This is a genomic window from Pseudorhodobacter wandonensis (assembly GCF_001202035.1).
In the GTDB taxonomy this organism is placed as follows: Bacteria; Pseudomonadota; Alphaproteobacteria; order Rhodobacterales; family Rhodobacteraceae; genus Pseudorhodobacter; species Pseudorhodobacter wandonensis.
Genome location: NZ_LGHT01000026.1, coordinates 300,738 through 315,958 on the forward strand (window position 1 = coordinate 300,738; position 15,221 = coordinate 315,958).

A 15,221-nucleotide genomic window follows, 5' to 3' on the forward strand; every position below is an offset into this window, starting at 1 on the left:
GTGGCAAGCGCTGGGGAGGGGGCTGCCTGCCCCCTCCCCAGACCCCTTCCCCGGGGATATTTTTTGGATAGATGATAGGGTTAAAGAAGGGTTGTGGTGAATGTCCCCGGCAGCGTGACTTCGAGCAGCTCCAGATCGGCCGTTGTGTCGGTATAATGTGTTTGAAATCCGGGCGGGATGACAAAGGCATCGCCTGCGCAGAGGCGGTAGGGGTCTTTGCCTTCCCCTCGCAGCGTCATTTCGCCTGACATCACATAGGTAAAAAGGATATCGGTATCGTGTTTGGTGGCGGGCGCTGGGCCAGTTGGGCGCGCAACCATAACGCTGGCCATGCCTTTTGTGCCGGCGTTAATGGTGGTATCGCGCGCCTCAAATCCCGGAATGCGGAACGGTTTGAAGGGGGATTGCGCGCCGATATTATGGACAAAGCGCTGGCCTTGCCATTCGCGGTTTGGGCGCAGATGCGGGGTTGGCAGCTGCATGTCATGGTCAATTTCGGTCACATGCTCTGCCGGAACGCCGATTTCGATCACCTCTATCCCGTCCGATGCTTCTAGCACACGATGCCGGATTTCTGGCGGTTGGATAAAACAATCACCGGCTGTCAGCCGGATTTTGGGGCCTTGGTCTTCGTACACCACATCAACCCAACCCTTGACGCAAAAGATCAGCTGAAAACCGACTTTGTGGAAATGCACCATATCGGGCACCGGGCCGCCATCGGGGATGCGGATATGGCTGGCGATGATCGCGCCGCCAAGACGGCTGGGCACCAGATCGCGGTATTGCATACCTGCTCGGCCGATCACCCAAGGGGCCTGATCGGCCAAACGGCGCACCACAAAGGCGTGCTGGGTGGCGGGCAAGACCAAAGGCGGGTCAAGCTCTTCAATCTCAACCCTGGTGCCATTCGGCGCGGTCATGTGGCGCGCCGGAAAAGCACCGGGATCATCGGTCAGCAGACGGATCGTACCCGGCGCCTCAGCCGCGCCTTTCTCAATGCGGATTCGTAAGCCGTGGCCGGAAAACACTGCCACTTCGGGGTTGTCAGCGGGGTAAATCATATCCAACCGCATCCCCAGCACTTTGGTGAAAAACGGCAGGTCGTCGCGCAATTCTTGGGTCGGCAGGCGTATTTCGGCGCGGATCTCGGCCATATCATCCTCGGGCTTTGCGATTTTCCCGCGCAGCATGCAAACCCTGCAGCGCAATTTCAATCGCTAAACCGCGACCCTATTATCAAGTTAATCCTGATTGTCCCTTTTCGCGCCGCAGGCTTGCAGCAGGCGCAGAATGGTTTAGGGTTAAACCACCTATCGGGAGGCATAGAATGGACGACACTCGGCACGACACCACGCGGCAAGCGGCGCTTTATTATCACGAGCATCCGAAGCCCGGAAAGCTGGAAATCAGGGCCACCAAGCCGCTTGCAAACGGCCGCGACCTGTCACTGGCCTATAGCCCCGGCGTGGCCGAAGCCTGCCTTGAAATCAAAGCCGATCCTGCCACCGCGACGCGCTATACCTCCAAGGGCAATCTGGTCGCCGTGGTATCCAACGGCACTGCCGTTTTGGGCCTTGGCAATATCGGCGCGCTGGCCTCCAAGCCGGTGATGGAAGGCAAGGCCGTTCTGTTCAAGAAATTTGCCAATATCGATTGCTTTGACATCGAGGTGAATGAACCCGACCCCTACAAGCTGGCCGATATCGTTTGCGCGCTGGAGCCCACCTTTGGCGCAATCAACCTCGAAGATATCAAAGCCCCCGACTGCTTTATCGTCGAATCTATTTGCCGCGAGCGTATGGGCATTCCGGTGTTCCACGATGACCAGCACGGCACCGCGATCGTCGTAGGCGCTGCTGCCACCAACGCGCTGCATGTGGCGGGCAAGAAATTCGAAGACATCAAGATCGTATCAACCGGCGGCGGTGCTGCAGGCATTGCCTGTTTGAACATGCTTTTGAAACTGGGCGTCAAACGCGAAAACGTCTGGCTCTGCGACATCAAAGGGTTGGTCTATGAGGGCCGCACCGAAGATATGACCCCGCAAAAGGCCGAATTTGCCCAGAAATCCGACAAGCGGACGCTGGGCGAGGTGATCGACGGCGCCGATCTGTTCCTCGGCCTGTCCGGCCCCGGCGTGTTGAAACCCGAAATGGTTGCCCGCATGTCCAAACGCCCGATCGTGTTTGCGCTTGCCAACCCCACCCCCGAAATCACGCCTGATGAGGCCCGCGCCGTGGCCCCCGATGTGATCATGGCAACGGGTCGTTCGGATTTCCCGAACCAGGTTAACAACGTGCTGTGCTTTCCGTTCATTTTCCGCGGGGCGCTCGATGTCGGCGCCACCACGATCAATGACGAGATGGAGCTGGCCTGTATCGAAGGCATCGCCGCCCTCGCCCGCGCCACCACCAGCGCCGAGGCTGCCGCCGCCTATAAAGGCGAGCAGCTGACCTTTGGTGCCGAATATCTGATCCCCAAGCCCTTTGACCCGCGCCTGATTGGCGTTGTCGCCAGCGCCGTGGCCAAAGCCGCCATCGCAACCGGCGTTGCCACCAAACAGATCGATGATTTCGACGCCTACAAGCAAAAGCTTGACGGTTCGGTATTCCGTTCCGCCCTGATCATGCGGCCGGTATTCCAAGCCGCCGCCACCGTCACCCGCCGCATCGTCTTTGCCGAGGGCGAGGATGAGCGCGTGCTGCGCGCCGCCAACGCGATGATCGAGGAAACCACCGATAAGCCGATTCTGATCGGCCGCCCCGAGGTGGTTGAAAGCCGCTGCGAACGCGCAGGCCTGCCCATCCGCCCCGGCCGCGATTTCGACCTCGTGAACCCCGAAAACGACCCGCGCTACCGCGATTATTGGGAAACCTACCACCACCTGATGGCCCGCAAGGGCGTTTCACCCGATATCGCCCGCGCCGTGATGCGCACCAATAGCACTGCAATTGCCGCAGTCATGGTGCACCGGGATGAGGCTGACAGCATGATCTGCGGCACCTTTGGCCAATATCTGTGGCACCTGAACTATGTGCAGCAGATCTTGGCAACCGACGGGCTACACCCTGTCGGCGCCCTGTCGCTGATGATCCTCGAGGACGGCCCTCTGTTTATCGCCGACACGCATGTCCACCAAGAACCGACGCCCGACCAACTTGCCGAAACCATCATCGGCGCGGCGCGGCACGTCAAACGCTTTGGCATGATGCCGAAAATCGCACTCTGTTCGGGGTCGCAGTTCGGCAACCTCGACAGCGACACAGGGCGGCGGATGCGCGCTGCGTTGGCAATTCTGGATTCCGCTCCGCGCGATTTTCTGTACGAGGGCGAAATGCACACCGATGCGGCGCTCGACCAATCCCTGCGCGACCGCCTCTTTCCCGGCGGCCGTTACGAAGGGGCCGCAAACGTGCTGGTCTATGCCAATACCGATGCCGCAGGCGGCGTGCGCAACATCCTGAAAATGCGCGCAGGCGGGCTAGAGGTCGGCCCGATTCTGATGGGCATGGGCAACAAAGCCCATATCGTCACACCCTCGATCACCGCGCGGGGCTTGCTGAATATGTCGGCACTGGCAGGCACGCCGGTCGCGCATTACGGCTAATATCTCTGGTTTCGGGCTGCCATTGCCGGCCCGAAACCATATTCACCCAAACCGGCGGTCGGCATGGCTTGCCGCGCTGGCCTTTGCCAAAGACCGCTTGCCGTTCGGGCCTACCCTTGCGCTGGCCTTTACGGCGCTTTGGGCCGCACCCCATGTCATCGCCCCCGCCTTTGGCCGCACCGCTTTGCCGTGCTGGGGCGATGACCCCTTGCGCAGAATATGGCCCCCCCGGCACCACACGCAAACCTCGGATGCGGGCTTTCCAATTGGCACGATGCCGCTGCTGCCGCACCTCAGCCATGATGATGGCGAAAGCCAGATCTGGCGTTGTACTGGCAGGCAAAGGGTCAATACCAAACGGGGCAAAGCCTATCCCCCGTCGGCTATTGGGGCTATGCCAACGGCCCGAGCCAATGCCCGAACCGCTGGGCCGATCTGCGCTGGGATATGACCACACTCAACGCAGCCCTGCCCGATTGACAACTCAATGCGCCCCGCACCCGCGCAGCGGCAAAATCCGGATCGAGCCGCACATCCCCGCCCCCCCCTCGCCCTCTCGCACCCCAAAATCCGCTTCCAAGGCTGCCGCGCGGCATGATGATCACATCTACCTGCAACGCGAACCAAATCCGCTTTCTGTTCGGCCCAAATATCCTCAGGGGGTGAGGGGCATCGCCCCGAGGGGGCGCGAGCGTCCCCTCCCCTTATCAGCCTCTCGCGCTGTTTGCGCTAAACGTGACCAATAAGCGCAGTAAAGCCCGCGCAACAATCTTGCCATGTAATTTGACGCGGCGTAACAAAGGTGAACTGGAGGAGGTATACGATGGCATACGCAGAGGTTTACGCTGGCTGGAAAGCCGACCCCGAAGCATTCTGGATGGAAGCGGCCGGGAAAATCGACTGGGACAAACCCCCAAGCCGCGCTTTGGATGACAGCCGCGCACCGCTTTACGACTGGTTTTCCGATGGCATGGTCAACGCCTGTTGGAACGCCGTTGACCGCCATGTCGAGGCCGGCCGCGGTGCCCAGCTTGCCATCATCCATGACAGCCCCGTCACCCGCACCAAACATTCCATCACCTATGAGGAACTGCGCAACCGCGTCGCCACCCTCGCCGGCGCATTGCGTGCCAAAGGCGTCGAAAAGGGCGACCGCGTCCTCATCTACATGCCGATGGTCCCCGAGGCGCTAGAGGCAATGCTGGCCTGCGCCCGTCTTGGTGCAGTCCACTCTGTGGTCTTTGGTGGCTTTGCCGCCAATGAACTTGCCGTGCGCATCGACGATTGCAAACCCAAGGCGATCATCGCAGCCTCTTGCGGTATCGAACCCTCCCGCGTTATCCACTACAAACCGCTGCTCGACGGCGCCATTGATATGGCAAAACACAAACCCGACTTCTGCGTGATCTTTCAGCGCGAACAAGAGGTTGCGAAACTGGTCGAGGGCCGCGATGTCAACTGGCACGGCTTTCAATACGGCGTCACCCCCGCCGATTGCGTCCCTGTCGAGGGCAACCACCCCGCCTATATCCTCTACACATCCGGCACCACCGGCGCACCCAAAGGCGTTGTACGTGCCACCGCCGGCCATTTGGTCGCGCTCAACTGGACTATGAAAAACGTCTATAACGTCGAGGCGGGTGATGTGTTCTGGGCTGCGTCCGATGTCGGTTGGGTCGTTGGCCACTCTTACATCTGCTATGGTCCGCTGATCGCCGGCTGCACAACCGTGGTGTTCGAAGGCAAACCCATTGGCACCCCTGATGCAGGTACCTTCTGGCGGGTCATCGCCGAACATAAGGTAAAAAGCTTCTTTACCGCCCCCACCGCCCTGCGCGCGATCAAGCGCGAAGACCCTCAGGCCAAATTGGTGTCCGAATATAACCTCAAACACCTGCAGGCCCTGTTCCTTGCAGGCGAACGCGCCGACCCCGATACGATCAACTGGGCCAAGACCGCGCTGAACATCCCCGTAATCGACCACTGGTGGCAAACCGAAACCGGCTGGGCCATCGCCGCTTGCCCGCTGGGTATCGAAGAACTGCCGATCAAAGTCGGCTCGCCTTCGGTGCCAATGCCCGGCTATGACGTGCAAGTGCTCGACGAAGGCGGCCACCCCGTGCCCGCTGGCACCCTCGGCGCGATTGCGGTCAAACTGCCCCTGCCCCCCGGCACCCTGCCCACACTTTGGAACGCCGAAGAGCGGTTCAAAAAGGCCTATCTCACCCATTTCCCCGGCTTTTACGAAACCGGCGATGCCGGCTATATTGACGAAGACGGCTACCTCTACATCATGGCTCGCACGGATGACGTGATCAACGTCGCCGGCCATCGCCTGTCTACCGGCGCGATGGAAGAGGTGCTGGCAAGCCACCCCGATGTGGCCGAATGCGCCGTGATTGGTGTGGCCGACGCATTGAAAGGCCAGTCGCCGCTCGGGTTTCTTTGCCTCAATTCCGGCTGCAACCGGGACGAGGCCGATGTGATCAAGGAATGCGTCAAGCTGATGCGCGACAAAATCGGCCCCGTGGCAGATTTCAAACGCGCTGTGGTGGTTGCGCGCCTGCCGAAAACCCGTTCCGGCAAAATCTTGCGCTCGACCATGGTCAAAATCGCTGACAACCAGGACTTCAAAGCACCGGCCACAATCGAAGACCCCGCAGTCCTCGATGAGATCCGCACAGCGCTTCAAACACTTGGCCTCGCGCAGGGTTAACCGGCCCCAATGTAAAACCTATCACGCAAACTTGCGTCATTAGGGGGAAAGTTAACCATGTTTACCCGCTAGACAACCGTCGCCACAGGCGTAACCTGCATTCGTAACTTGGATGCAGGTTTTATTTTTATGTTGATCCATATCTTTGCCATCGCCGGAAGCTGCGCCTTTGCCTCGGGTCACCCTTGTCAATGAAATCGCCCATAGCCCCGACGACAGGCGAAATGTACGAAGAACTGGCGCTTTTGGCGTATGATATGCGTTCCGCAATTGCCGATATGTCGGCAAGCCTCGCGCGGATTGATGCCAACACGTTCACCGCCCAAAACCTGACGCAGCTGGATGACATCAAGGCGGCAAACGACAGCCTGTCACGTCTGCTGGACGAAGGGCTCAACACGCTCCTCGTTCAGGCCCTGCCAACGCTCGACTTCGCTCCAACCAATCTTGCCGACCTGCTGCGCGACTTGCAGCGTCGCTGGGCGCACTCAAAGGGGCAGCACCCGAATTGCGTCCAGATTTCGGCCAGCAATCTGCCCGCAACGGTAATGTGCAACCGCACGGCGGTTGAACGCTTGCTGGCAAACCTGCTCGGCAATGCCTTGGCCCATTCCGGTGGGCAACCCGTCGTCCTTACGGCCACATGCCCGACGCCCAGCGAATTACGCATCACCATCTCTGATGTTGGCCCAGATTTTCCCGATGCCAATCGCCATGCAACGGCCCAAGCAAACACCCCAACAATGCCCGCATGGCAGGATATTGCGGGCCACGAGCTGGGCCTGCGCATCGCGCACAGTCTGGCGCAACGCATGAATGCCACGTTGCATCTGCAAAACCTGCAAAACGGCGGCGCCTTGGCCGAGCTGGTCTTGCCGCTCTCTACACCTTCCGCAGATACCACAGGGCCCATCGATACCAATTTCCTGCTGGGCAAAAGCATATTGATTGCCGATGAAAGCATGCCGCAATTAATCATTCTGCAACGCTATTTGCGCGAAGCTGGCGCAAACATCACACTTGCGCATGATGGCCCAACCGCCGGGGCCGCGTTGCTGAATGGCGCTTTCGATTTGGCCCTGATCAGCGTTGATTTGCCGGGCCGCAGCGGGCTTGAAATCTGCCGTGCCCTGCGCGATCACCCGATCCCACAGGGTTCCCCCGCACGGGTCATCATGCTTGCAGCGCAATACCTGCCAGAGTTCGAGAAAACCGCAAAAGCTGCCGGCGCAGATCAGGTTTTGGTCAAACCCATCACCTCTGCCAGCGATTTGCTTCGCGCCATTTGCGCCCCTCGGCCCGAAACCGGAACAGACTTTGACCCGACAGCATTTTCCCGCCTACTCGACATGGCCGGACCGGTTGTCGGAACCGAGCTGGCAATGCATTTCAAAAATGACCTCATTTCCGTGCAAACCCAATTACTTGCAGCACTTCCTGTGCTAGACTGGCCAGTGCTCGACAGGGCTTCGCATGTGCTCATCGCTTTGGCAGGCACCGCCGGGATGCCTAAACTTGAATCCAGTGCCCGCGCCTTCAACCTTGCGGCGAATGCCCGTGACGGTATAACCTTAGACTTGCACCAAAAGGCCCTATTGGGCGGGCTTGCCGAATTGCTAGAGTTTATCGCGCGAATTGCACAGGAACGACACAGCCAGCCATGACCCCTGCTCGCCGCCAACCCAAAACCGCAGGACCACCCGCGATTTTGCTGATCGAAGACACGCTGTCTCTGCAAATGGTGTACCGCGCCACGCTGGTAAATGCCGGCCACAAGGTTGTCACTGCAACCACCGCCGCCGAAGGTTTCGCACTGTTCCTCCAAGGCGCGCCGGGTATCGTCTTGCTTGATCTCACTTTGCCTGATCGTGACGGTCTTGACCTGATGCAAGATATTCTGGCCCATGATCCTGCAACCCATGTTATCGTCATTACGGCCAACGGCTCGATCAACAAGGCGGTCGAGGCGATGCGCGCCGGCGCCCATGAATTTCTGGTAAAACCCTTTGATGAGCTGCGCTTCCTGTCGTCTATCGACAACGCCCTGAACGCGCCCAAGGCCCAGGCCCCCCGCCCCCGCAGCATCGCACGCCAAACGCCCCCCCCACCCGAAGGCGCGTTCATCGGCTCGTCTCAGGCAATGAACCGCGTGCAAGAGAAAATTGCCTCGGTCGCACAAAGCATGGCAACCGTCTTTATCACCGGCGAAAGCGGCACCGGCAAAGAGCTTTGCGCCCTCGCCGTACATAAACAATCCCCACGCAACAACGGCCCGTTCATCGCGCTGAACTGCGGCGCGATCCCGGCCGAGTTGCTGGAATCCGAGGTGTTCGGCCATATGAAAGGCTCGTTCACCGGCGCAATCTCTGATAAAATCGGCGCAGCGGCGGCGGCCGATGGCGGCACCTTGTTTCTGGATGAAGTCTGCGAAATGCTGCCCGCTTTGCAAACCAAACTGCTGCGCTTCCTGCAAACCTCCAGCGTCCAACCTGTCGGCGCAAACCGCCCGCACAAGGTGAACGTGCGCATCATCTGCGCCACCAATCGCGATCCGGCCGAAGCCGTCCGCCTTGGCCAGTTCCGCGAAGACCTGTATTACCGGCTCTACGTCATCCCGATCCATATGCCGCCTCTGCGCGACCGCGGTGATGATGTGATCGAAATCGCCGAGGCCGCGCTCCACCGCTTTGCACAGGAAGAGGGCCGCCGCTTTACCGCCTTGTCCGATGAGGTCCGCCACCTGTTTCAAGATCTGCCATGGCCGGGAAATGTGCGCCAGTTGCTGAACGTCATCCGCAACGTCGCGGTGCTATATGATGGCGACAAAGTCCAACGCCACATGCTGCCCGAAGATCTGGCCACACATACCCCGATCGATCAGCCGCCCCAACCCAGCGCAAACCTGGGGCATGTCGCCTCAACGCTCGACGGCCTGCTCGGCCGCCCTCTGGCCGAAGTCGAACGTGAAATCATCGAGGCAACGATCGAAATGTACGAAGGTTCGGTACCGCGCGCGGCAAGGGTGCTCGATGTTTCCCCGTCAACGATTTACCGCAAACTCGAAACCTGGGCCAAAATCCCTAAACTCTAAGGCGCCTCCCTGCCGCCCGAAACCGGCCCCGTGCGCCCGACAGCTTCCCCATCATCTATCCCGAAATATCCTGGGGGGCCTTGATTGGCCCCCAATCAAGGCGGGGGCAACGCCCCCTCAGGCCTGCTCAATCATGCAAACTGCTCGCGCAGCAGGCGCTCTTCCAGCCCGTGACCCTCATCAAACAAAATCCTGTGGCGAATGCCCGGCTCGCTCCGGATCTCAACCCACAGCACATCCGGCACCGACATACTGTCCGCATCCGCACGCACCGGCCGCTTGTCCGGCTCCAACACATCAAACCGCACCACAGCGCCCTTGGGCAACAGCGCCCCGCGCCACCGCCTTGGCCGGAACGCCGCAATCGCGGTCAGCGCCAGCACCTCGGCCCCGATCGGTACAATCGGCCCATGCGCCGAATAGTTATAGGCGGTTGACCCCGCAGGCGTTGCGACCAGCGCCCCGTCACACACCAGCTCGTCCATCCGCACCCGCCCGTCCACCGTTATCCGCAACTTGGCCGCCTGCGGTCCGGCCCGCAGCAGGCTTACCTCGTTGATCGCCAGCCCCTTCGCCACTGGCCCCTTGGTCCTTCCCGCCCGCATGGCCAAGGGGTTCAACACCTCTTCGCCGGCCTCGGTCAACCGCTTGGGCAAATCCTCGTCGCTATAGGCATTCATCAAAAACCCGATGGTGCCGCAATTCATGCCATAAACGGGGATGTTCAAACTCTGGGTCTGGTGCAGCGTTTGCAACATGAACCCATCCCCCCCCAGTGCCACAATATGGCTCGCAGTCTCGGGCGTATGGTTGCCATAGCGCGCCGTCAGCGTGACCAGCGCGTTTTGCGCTGCATCTGCCCCGCTTGCCAAAAATGCGATCCGTTGCGTCACTACGTTCCCCCCGCTGCCTCTCGCACAGTCTTGGCCATCGCCCCTGCCAAACTCAACCCCTCGTGGGCGCTTTGCAGCCCAATCGCGTTAAAAGTTTCCCATGCGAAACAGCAATGTCGCCCAAACGGGGCATCGTGGCGGATTCTTACCTTTCTCAATCCGCCAAGCTAGACTAAATAGCCCCAAACCATCGCCCTCTGATCTGACCAAGGAGACGCCCATGAACGCCCCCAAGACCACCCATCGCGACGCCGGTTTCTTTTCCGAAAGCCTCGCTTCTCGTGACGCCGAAGTCTTTGGCGCGATGACGCTCGAACTCGGCCGTCAGCGCGATGAGATCGAGCTGATCGCCTCTGAAAACATCGTGTCGCGCGCTGTGATGGAGGCGCAAGGCTCGGTCATGACCAACAAATACGCCGAGGGCTATCCGGGCCGCCGCTATTACGGCGGTTGCCAATATGTCGACATCGCTGAAAATCTGGCGATTGACCGCGCCAAGGAACTGTTTGGCTGCGATTTCGCCAACGTTCAGCCGAACTCGGGTTCCCAAGCCAACCAAGGCGTGTTTCAGGCGCTGGTAAAACCCGGTGACACCATTTTGGGCATGTCTTTGGATGCAGGCGGCCACCTGACCCACGGCGCTGCGCCAAACCAGTCGGGCAAATGGTTCAACGCTGTGCAATACGGCGTTGTCAAAGACACCCTGCTGCCCGATTACGACCAGATCGAGGCGCTGGCGCTAGAGCATAAACCCGCCCTTATCATCGCCGGCGGCTCGGCTATACCGCGCATCCTCGATCTTGCCCGTTTCCGCGCGATTGCCGATAAGGTTGGCGCCTATTTCCTCGTTGATATGGCGCATTTTGCAGGCCTTGTTGCAGCGGGTCTGTACCCTTCGCCCTTCCCGCACGCCCATGTTGCCACCACGACCACGCATAAAACCCTGCGCGGCCCACGCGGCGGCATGATCCTGACCAATGACGAAGCGATCAGCAAAAAGGTCAACTCGGCCATTTTCCCCGGCATCCAGGGCGGCCCATTGATGCATGTGATCGCCGCCAAAGCAGTGGCTTTTGGCGAGGCCCTGCGCCCCGAGTTCAAAACCTACCAAGCCCAAGTCATCAAAAACGCCCAAGCTTTGGCGGATCAGTTGATGAAAGGCGGCCTTGGCACCGTGACCGGCGGCACCGATACGCACCTGATGCTGGTCGATCTGCGCCCCAAAGGCGTCAAAGGCAATGCGACCGAAAAGGCACTGGGCCGCGCCCATATCACTTGCAACAAAAACGGCATCCCCTTTGATACCGAAAAGCCAACCATCACCTCCGGCATCCGCCTTGGCACACCCGCAGGCACCACCCGCGGCTTTACCGAGACCGAGTTCCGCCAGATTGGTGACTGGATTGTCGAAGTGGTTGATGGCCTCGCCGCCAAAGGCGAAGACGGCAACGCAGCCGTTGAAGAGGCCGTAAAAGCCAAGGTCGAGGCGCTGTGCAAACAATTCCCGATCTATCCGGGCCTGTAAACCACGCGCTCACACATACCAAACCGCGCCAGCCCCGCTTGGCGCGGTTTTTTCATGCCCGAACCGTCTCGCCAAAAAACACCAGCGTGCAATCCTCGTCGGCAACATGAAATTCCCGCTGTCCGTATGGCTGGTCAAACGGCGCACGCACGCGGCCACTTGGCAATGCGTCCAGCGCGGGTTTCAGGCTGTCATACAGCGCATCCAGCGCTTTCACATCGATATAAAATGATCCCTGCCGTTCCGGGTTTTGCAGATCGACACTGTCAGACACCTGCACCAATCGCACCGCCACCTTATCGCGATGCAAAAACGCATAGCCCTCGGCCTGATAACCAAGAACAAAGCCCAAAACATCACGGTAAAACCCGATCTGCACAGCAAGCGACGTGCAGGGCACAAATGGCGTGATCTGGGTCAGTTCCATCGCACTCTCCTTTTTCCAGACCCGAGCATGGCCACAAGTTGCCAATCGCGGCAAGCCCCGCTATCCACACCCCCATGCGCCAGCTACACAAACACAACCTGTCCATTGAACGCCGCCTAGGCGATGCCGTCCGCGCCCGTTTGCCGGGGGTATTTGGTGAACTCCTCATGTTCATCTTTAAACAAGCATGGGCCTGCCTGTTCGGCGGGCTGCTGCTGGCCATGATCATCGCGACCAAGCTGGTCTGGAACCCCGACTGGGCGCTGCAACGCTATGATTTCCTGTTTCTATTCGCCATCGCCACCCAAGCACTGTTCCTGCGCTTTAAACTGGAAACATGGGAAGAGGCACGGGTGATCCTGCTGTTCCACCTGACCGGCACAGCGATGGAATGGTTCAAGGTGCATGCGGGGTCTTGGGGCTACCCTGAACCGGGGCTGTTCAAACTGATGGGGGTGCCGCTGTTTTCAGGCTTTATGTATGCCAGCGTTGGCAGCTATATCGCCCGCGTCATCCGCATTTTTTCGATGCGCTTTGCCCCTTACCCACCGTTCTGGATGACACTGCTGCTGGCGGTTGCGATTTACGTCAACTTCTTTGCCCACCACTTCTTGCCCGACATCCGGATGGGCCTGTTCGCGGCCACGCTGATCCTTTACGCCCGCACCCGTGTCTGGTTTGTCAACACCGAGCACCCGCGCTGGATGCCGATGCCTCTGGCGGCGCTGCTATCCAGCGTGGCACTGTGGGTTGCGGAAAATATCGGCACGGCCACAGGAACATGGCTCTATTCCGGCCAATTGCCCGGCAAGACTGTCAGTCTGGCCAAGCTCGGGTCTTGGTACTTGCTGCTTTACGTTGCCTTTGTCACCGTCACCGTGGTCAGCCGGGCCGCGCTCTCTGCCCCGGCCTTACCGGCTACAGATATCCGCGCCAGACCAACACACCTACAACCATCGCCACAACGACCAAAAGGCTGAACAAGATCGAGACCGAAATCCCCAAAAGCGTCACCCGCAGCTTTTCGTTCTTGTGCTTCTCGTTCAAATGCTTGACGCAAATGTCGTAGTTTTCGGCAACTTTCAGTTCATTGATCTGCAGCAACAGTTTGGGATTATGCGAATGCTCCATCGCGGTTGCCAGCTCTTGCGCGGCTTGGCGCACATTGCGCGGCAAAACCCTGCCACCACGGCGCAGCTTGTCACCCAGATCGCGGCCCTTGATGTGCATTCTTTCGGTAAGCAAGATGGAAACACGTTCAGCCATTTGTTGAATTGAAACCGCACCCATGCGACACATCCTTTTGGTTTCCCACAGCTTAACCTTGCCGTGACCACTGCACAACCACTCTGGAACTGCCGCGCCACTTGCGATAAGCCTTGGCCATGCTGAACAGTGTTTCATATCCCGCCGAAAACCCCGCTTCCTTGCCGCCTTTGCTGATTGTGCACGGTTTGTTCGGCTCTGCCCGAAATTGGGGCGTAATCGCGCGGCGCATGTCGGCCGACCGCGATGTGCTTGCCGTCGATATGCGTAACCACGGCGAAAGCCCGCGATTCGCCAGCCAGTCCTACCCCGACATGGCCGCAGATCTGGCCGAGGTGATCGCGGCCAATGGCGGGCAAATGGATGTTGTCGGCCATTCGATGGGCGGCAAAGCGGCGATGCAACTGGCGCTGACCCACCCTGAAAAAGTCGATCGTTTGATCGTGGCTGACATTGCGCCTGTCGCCTATTCACACGATCAAAGCCGCCATATTCACGCCATGCGCGCACTCGATCTAACCGGCCTGACCGCGCGCTCCGATGCCGAAAAACGGCTGGCAAAACTGATGGATGACCCGGCATTGCGGGCCTTTTTCCTGCAATCGCTGGACCTGAAAGCAAACCCACCCCAGTGGCGCCTGAACCTTGATGTGCTTGAGGCTGAAATGCCGAAAATCGTGGGCTGGCCCGGAACCAAAGGCATATTCGACAAACCGACGCTGTTTTTGTCGGGGGCCGAAAGCACCTATGTCAAACCCGAATACCGCGCCGCGATCCGCGCACAATTTCCGGTCGCCCGCTTTGCCAAACTACCGGGCGCAGGCCACTGGCTCCACGCCGAAAAGCCGCGCGAGTTCGAAGAAACGATGCGGATATTTCTGGCCCGCTAAACCATTCCCACCTGCGAAAGCCCTAAACTAACCCCCAGGCGCCCAATCACCGTTGCCGCAAAGACATCCGCTGCATCAGCCCGTCTTTCAGGTAAAACTGGTGATACAGCGCCGCCGCAACATGGCCGCCAACCAGCACCAGAATAACCGGCTTCAGCGTTTCATGCAGCTCGCCCGCAAGCTCTACCTCGCCAAACCACGCCGCCAGCCCCGAAACACCGGCCAATGCCACCGCTGCATACAGCGCCAAATGCCCCAAATGCATTGCCTTGGCCATCAGCGGGCTTGTCCCTGCCACAGGCGCAACCGCCCCTTGCCGCGCGCGGATAGCCAACCGCCACGCCACCAGCGCCAAAATCGCAATCCCGCCAAAGACATGCGCCGCAACCAGCGGGTCAAACGCCACCTCTTGCCCGCGTCGAAACGCACGCCACGCCGCCGCAATGCCATCATGCAGCACAAATTGCGCGACGATTAACAGGGCCACAGCCCAATGCAGGATAATCTGGGTCTTGGAATAAGGGCGCATCGCAAACTCTCACAAGTTGGTTCAAATCATTAACGCCGCAGCGGCGCATTTCCGTCGTTTTACCCTGTAATTTGTTTGGCCACGAACCAGCTTGCCGGGATCGAGGCGACAAAACCGATCGCAATCGCCACCAGAAGCGGGTTCAGCGTATCATAGCCCAGCACAAGCGCCACAACCATGCCGACCCCCATCAGCGTGGTGGAAATCATCGAAAACAGAATCATCATCAAGCGGGTCATTTCGGCCTCCATACATCTTTACATGCATAGACTAG

Annotated in this window: 14 protein-coding genes; 8 read left to right on the forward strand and 6 right to left on the reverse strand. The window is 59.5% G+C overall.

Annotated features, from left to right (window positions below):
- Positions 1-80 precede the first annotated feature (80 nt).
- Positions 81-1,157 (reverse strand): cupin domain-containing protein, encoded by a 1,077-nt coding sequence (locus tag AKU79_RS07975; RefSeq protein WP_050523100.1) that lies wholly within the window; start codon positions 1,155-1,157, stop codon positions 81-83.
- 173 nt (positions 1,158-1,330) lie between these two features.
- Between AKU79_RS07975 and AKU79_RS07980 the strand changes: the two genes are divergently transcribed.
- The 5 genes from AKU79_RS07980 to AKU79_RS08000 all read left to right on the forward strand — a co-directional run bounded on the left by AKU79_RS07980 (position 1,331) and on the right by AKU79_RS08000 (position 9,417).
- Positions 1,331-3,610 (forward strand): NADP-dependent malic enzyme, encoded by a 2,280-nt coding sequence (locus AKU79_RS07980; RefSeq protein WP_050523043.1) that lies wholly within the window; start codon positions 1,331-1,333, stop codon positions 3,608-3,610.
- Between the two features lie 22 nt (positions 3,611-3,632).
- Positions 3,633-4,061 (forward strand): hypothetical protein, encoded by a 429-nt coding sequence (locus tag AKU79_RS07985; protein WP_050523044.1) that lies wholly within the window; start codon positions 3,633-3,635, stop codon positions 4,059-4,061.
- Between the two features lie 372 nt (positions 4,062-4,433).
- On the forward strand, positions 4,434-6,326 hold the full coding sequence (gene prpE, locus AKU79_RS07990; RefSeq protein ID WP_050523045.1) for a propionate-CoA ligase PrpE: 1,893 nt from the start codon (positions 4,434-4,436) through the stop codon (positions 6,324-6,326).
- A gap of 191 nt (positions 6,327-6,517) precedes the next feature.
- Positions 6,518-7,990 carry a response regulator gene (locus AKU79_RS07995; protein ID WP_082223963.1) on the forward strand — a complete coding sequence of 491 codons (1,473 nt, stop codon included), beginning with the start codon at positions 6,518-6,520 and terminating at the stop codon, positions 7,988-7,990.
- Complete coding sequence (locus AKU79_RS08000; RefSeq protein WP_156209567.1) at positions 7,987-9,417, forward strand: sigma-54-dependent transcriptional regulator; 1,431 nt, start codon at positions 7,987-7,989, stop codon at positions 9,415-9,417. Before AKU79_RS07995 ends, AKU79_RS08000 begins: the two co-directional genes overlap by 4 nt.
- Before the next feature lie 131 nt (positions 9,418-9,548).
- Here the strand turns inward: AKU79_RS08000 and AKU79_RS08005 are convergent, their stop codons facing one another.
- A complete protein-coding gene (locus AKU79_RS08005) occupies positions 9,549-10,310 on the reverse strand; it encodes an NAD kinase (RefSeq protein WP_050523048.1) in 762 nt (253 codons plus the stop codon).
- 220 nt (positions 10,311-10,530) lie between these two features.
- Between AKU79_RS08005 and glyA the strand changes: the two genes are divergently transcribed.
- Positions 10,531-11,835, forward strand: a complete 1,305-nt coding sequence (gene glyA / locus AKU79_RS08010; RefSeq protein ID WP_050523049.1) for a serine hydroxymethyltransferase — start codon at positions 10,531-10,533, stop codon at positions 11,833-11,835.
- 52 nt (positions 11,836-11,887) lie between these two features.
- Here glyA and AKU79_RS08015 read toward each other — a convergent pair whose 3' ends face one another.
- Positions 11,888-12,262: a bleomycin resistance protein gene (locus tag AKU79_RS08015; protein WP_050523050.1), complete on the reverse strand. Its 375-nt coding sequence runs from the start codon at positions 12,260-12,262 to the stop codon at positions 11,888-11,890.
- A gap of 74 nt (positions 12,263-12,336) precedes the next feature.
- Between AKU79_RS08015 and AKU79_RS08020 the strand changes: the two genes are divergently transcribed.
- Positions 12,337-13,242, forward strand: a complete 906-nt coding sequence (locus tag AKU79_RS08020; protein ID WP_050523051.1) for a DUF817 domain-containing protein — start codon at positions 12,337-12,339, stop codon at positions 13,240-13,242.
- Here the strand turns inward: AKU79_RS08020 and AKU79_RS08025 are convergent.
- Positions 13,181-13,552 carry a hypothetical protein gene (locus tag AKU79_RS08025; protein ID WP_050523052.1) on the reverse strand — a complete coding sequence of 124 codons (372 nt, stop codon included), beginning with the start codon at positions 13,550-13,552 and terminating at the stop codon, positions 13,181-13,183. The genes AKU79_RS08020 and AKU79_RS08025 overlap by 62 nt on opposite strands.
- A gap of 95 nt (positions 13,553-13,647) precedes the next feature.
- Here AKU79_RS08025 and AKU79_RS08030 point away from each other — a divergent pair, with 95 nt between their 5' ends.
- Positions 13,648-14,418 carry an alpha/beta fold hydrolase gene (locus tag AKU79_RS08030; RefSeq protein WP_050523053.1) on the forward strand — a complete coding sequence of 257 codons (771 nt, stop codon included), beginning with the start codon at positions 13,648-13,650 and terminating at the stop codon, positions 14,416-14,418.
- A 46-nt stretch (positions 14,419-14,464) separates the two neighbouring features.
- On the opposite strand, the gene AKU79_RS08035 is transcribed toward AKU79_RS08030, so the two are convergent.
- Both AKU79_RS08035 and AKU79_RS08040 read right to left on the reverse strand, forming a co-directional pair.
- On the reverse strand, positions 14,465-14,947 hold the full coding sequence (locus tag AKU79_RS08035) for a cytochrome b (RefSeq protein WP_050523054.1): 483 nt from the start codon (positions 14,945-14,947) through the stop codon (positions 14,465-14,467).
- 59 nt (positions 14,948-15,006) lie between these two features.
- Positions 15,007-15,186 (reverse strand): hypothetical protein, encoded by a 180-nt coding sequence (locus AKU79_RS08040; RefSeq protein WP_050523101.1) that lies wholly within the window; start codon positions 15,184-15,186, stop codon positions 15,007-15,009.
- Positions 15,187-15,221 lie beyond the last annotated feature (35 nt).

Bases quoted from the DNA above. Each gene is read 5' to 3' on its own strand.
- AKU79_RS08035 (WP_050523054.1), bottom strand. From the start codon at position 14,947: ATGCGCCCTTATTCCAAGACCCAGATTATCCTGCATTGGGCTGTGGCC.
- AKU79_RS08015 (WP_050523050.1), bottom strand. From the start codon at position 12,262: ATGGAACTGACCCAGATCACGCCATTTGTGCCCTGCACGTCGCTTGCT.
- AKU79_RS08020 (WP_050523051.1), top strand. From the start codon at position 12,337: ATGCGCCAGCTACACAAACACAACCTGTCCATTGAACGCCGCCTAGGC.
- AKU79_RS07975 (WP_050523100.1), bottom strand. From the start codon at position 1,157: ATGGCCGAGATCCGCGCCGAAATACGCCTGCCGACCCAAGAATTGCGC.
- AKU79_RS08030 (WP_050523053.1), top strand. From the start codon at position 13,648: ATGCTGAACAGTGTTTCATATCCCGCCGAAAACCCCGCTTCCTTGCCG.
- prpE (WP_050523045.1), top strand. From the start codon at position 4,434: ATGGCATACGCAGAGGTTTACGCTGGCTGGAAAGCCGACCCCGAAGCA.
- AKU79_RS07995 (WP_082223963.1), top strand. From the start codon at position 6,518: ATGAAATCGCCCATAGCCCCGACGACAGGCGAAATGTACGAAGAACTG.
- AKU79_RS08000 (WP_156209567.1), top strand. From the start codon at position 7,987: ATGACCCCTGCTCGCCGCCAACCCAAAACCGCAGGACCACCCGCGATT.
- AKU79_RS08025 (WP_050523052.1), bottom strand. From the start codon at position 13,552: ATGGGTGCGGTTTCAATTCAACAAATGGCTGAACGTGTTTCCATCTTG.
- AKU79_RS08040 (WP_050523101.1), bottom strand. From the start codon at position 15,186: ATGACCCGCTTGATGATGATTCTGTTTTCGATGATTTCCACCACGCTG.
- glyA (WP_050523049.1), top strand. From the start codon at position 10,531: ATGAACGCCCCCAAGACCACCCATCGCGACGCCGGTTTCTTTTCCGAA.
- AKU79_RS07980 (WP_050523043.1), top strand. From the start codon at position 1,331: ATGGACGACACTCGGCACGACACCACGCGGCAAGCGGCGCTTTATTAT.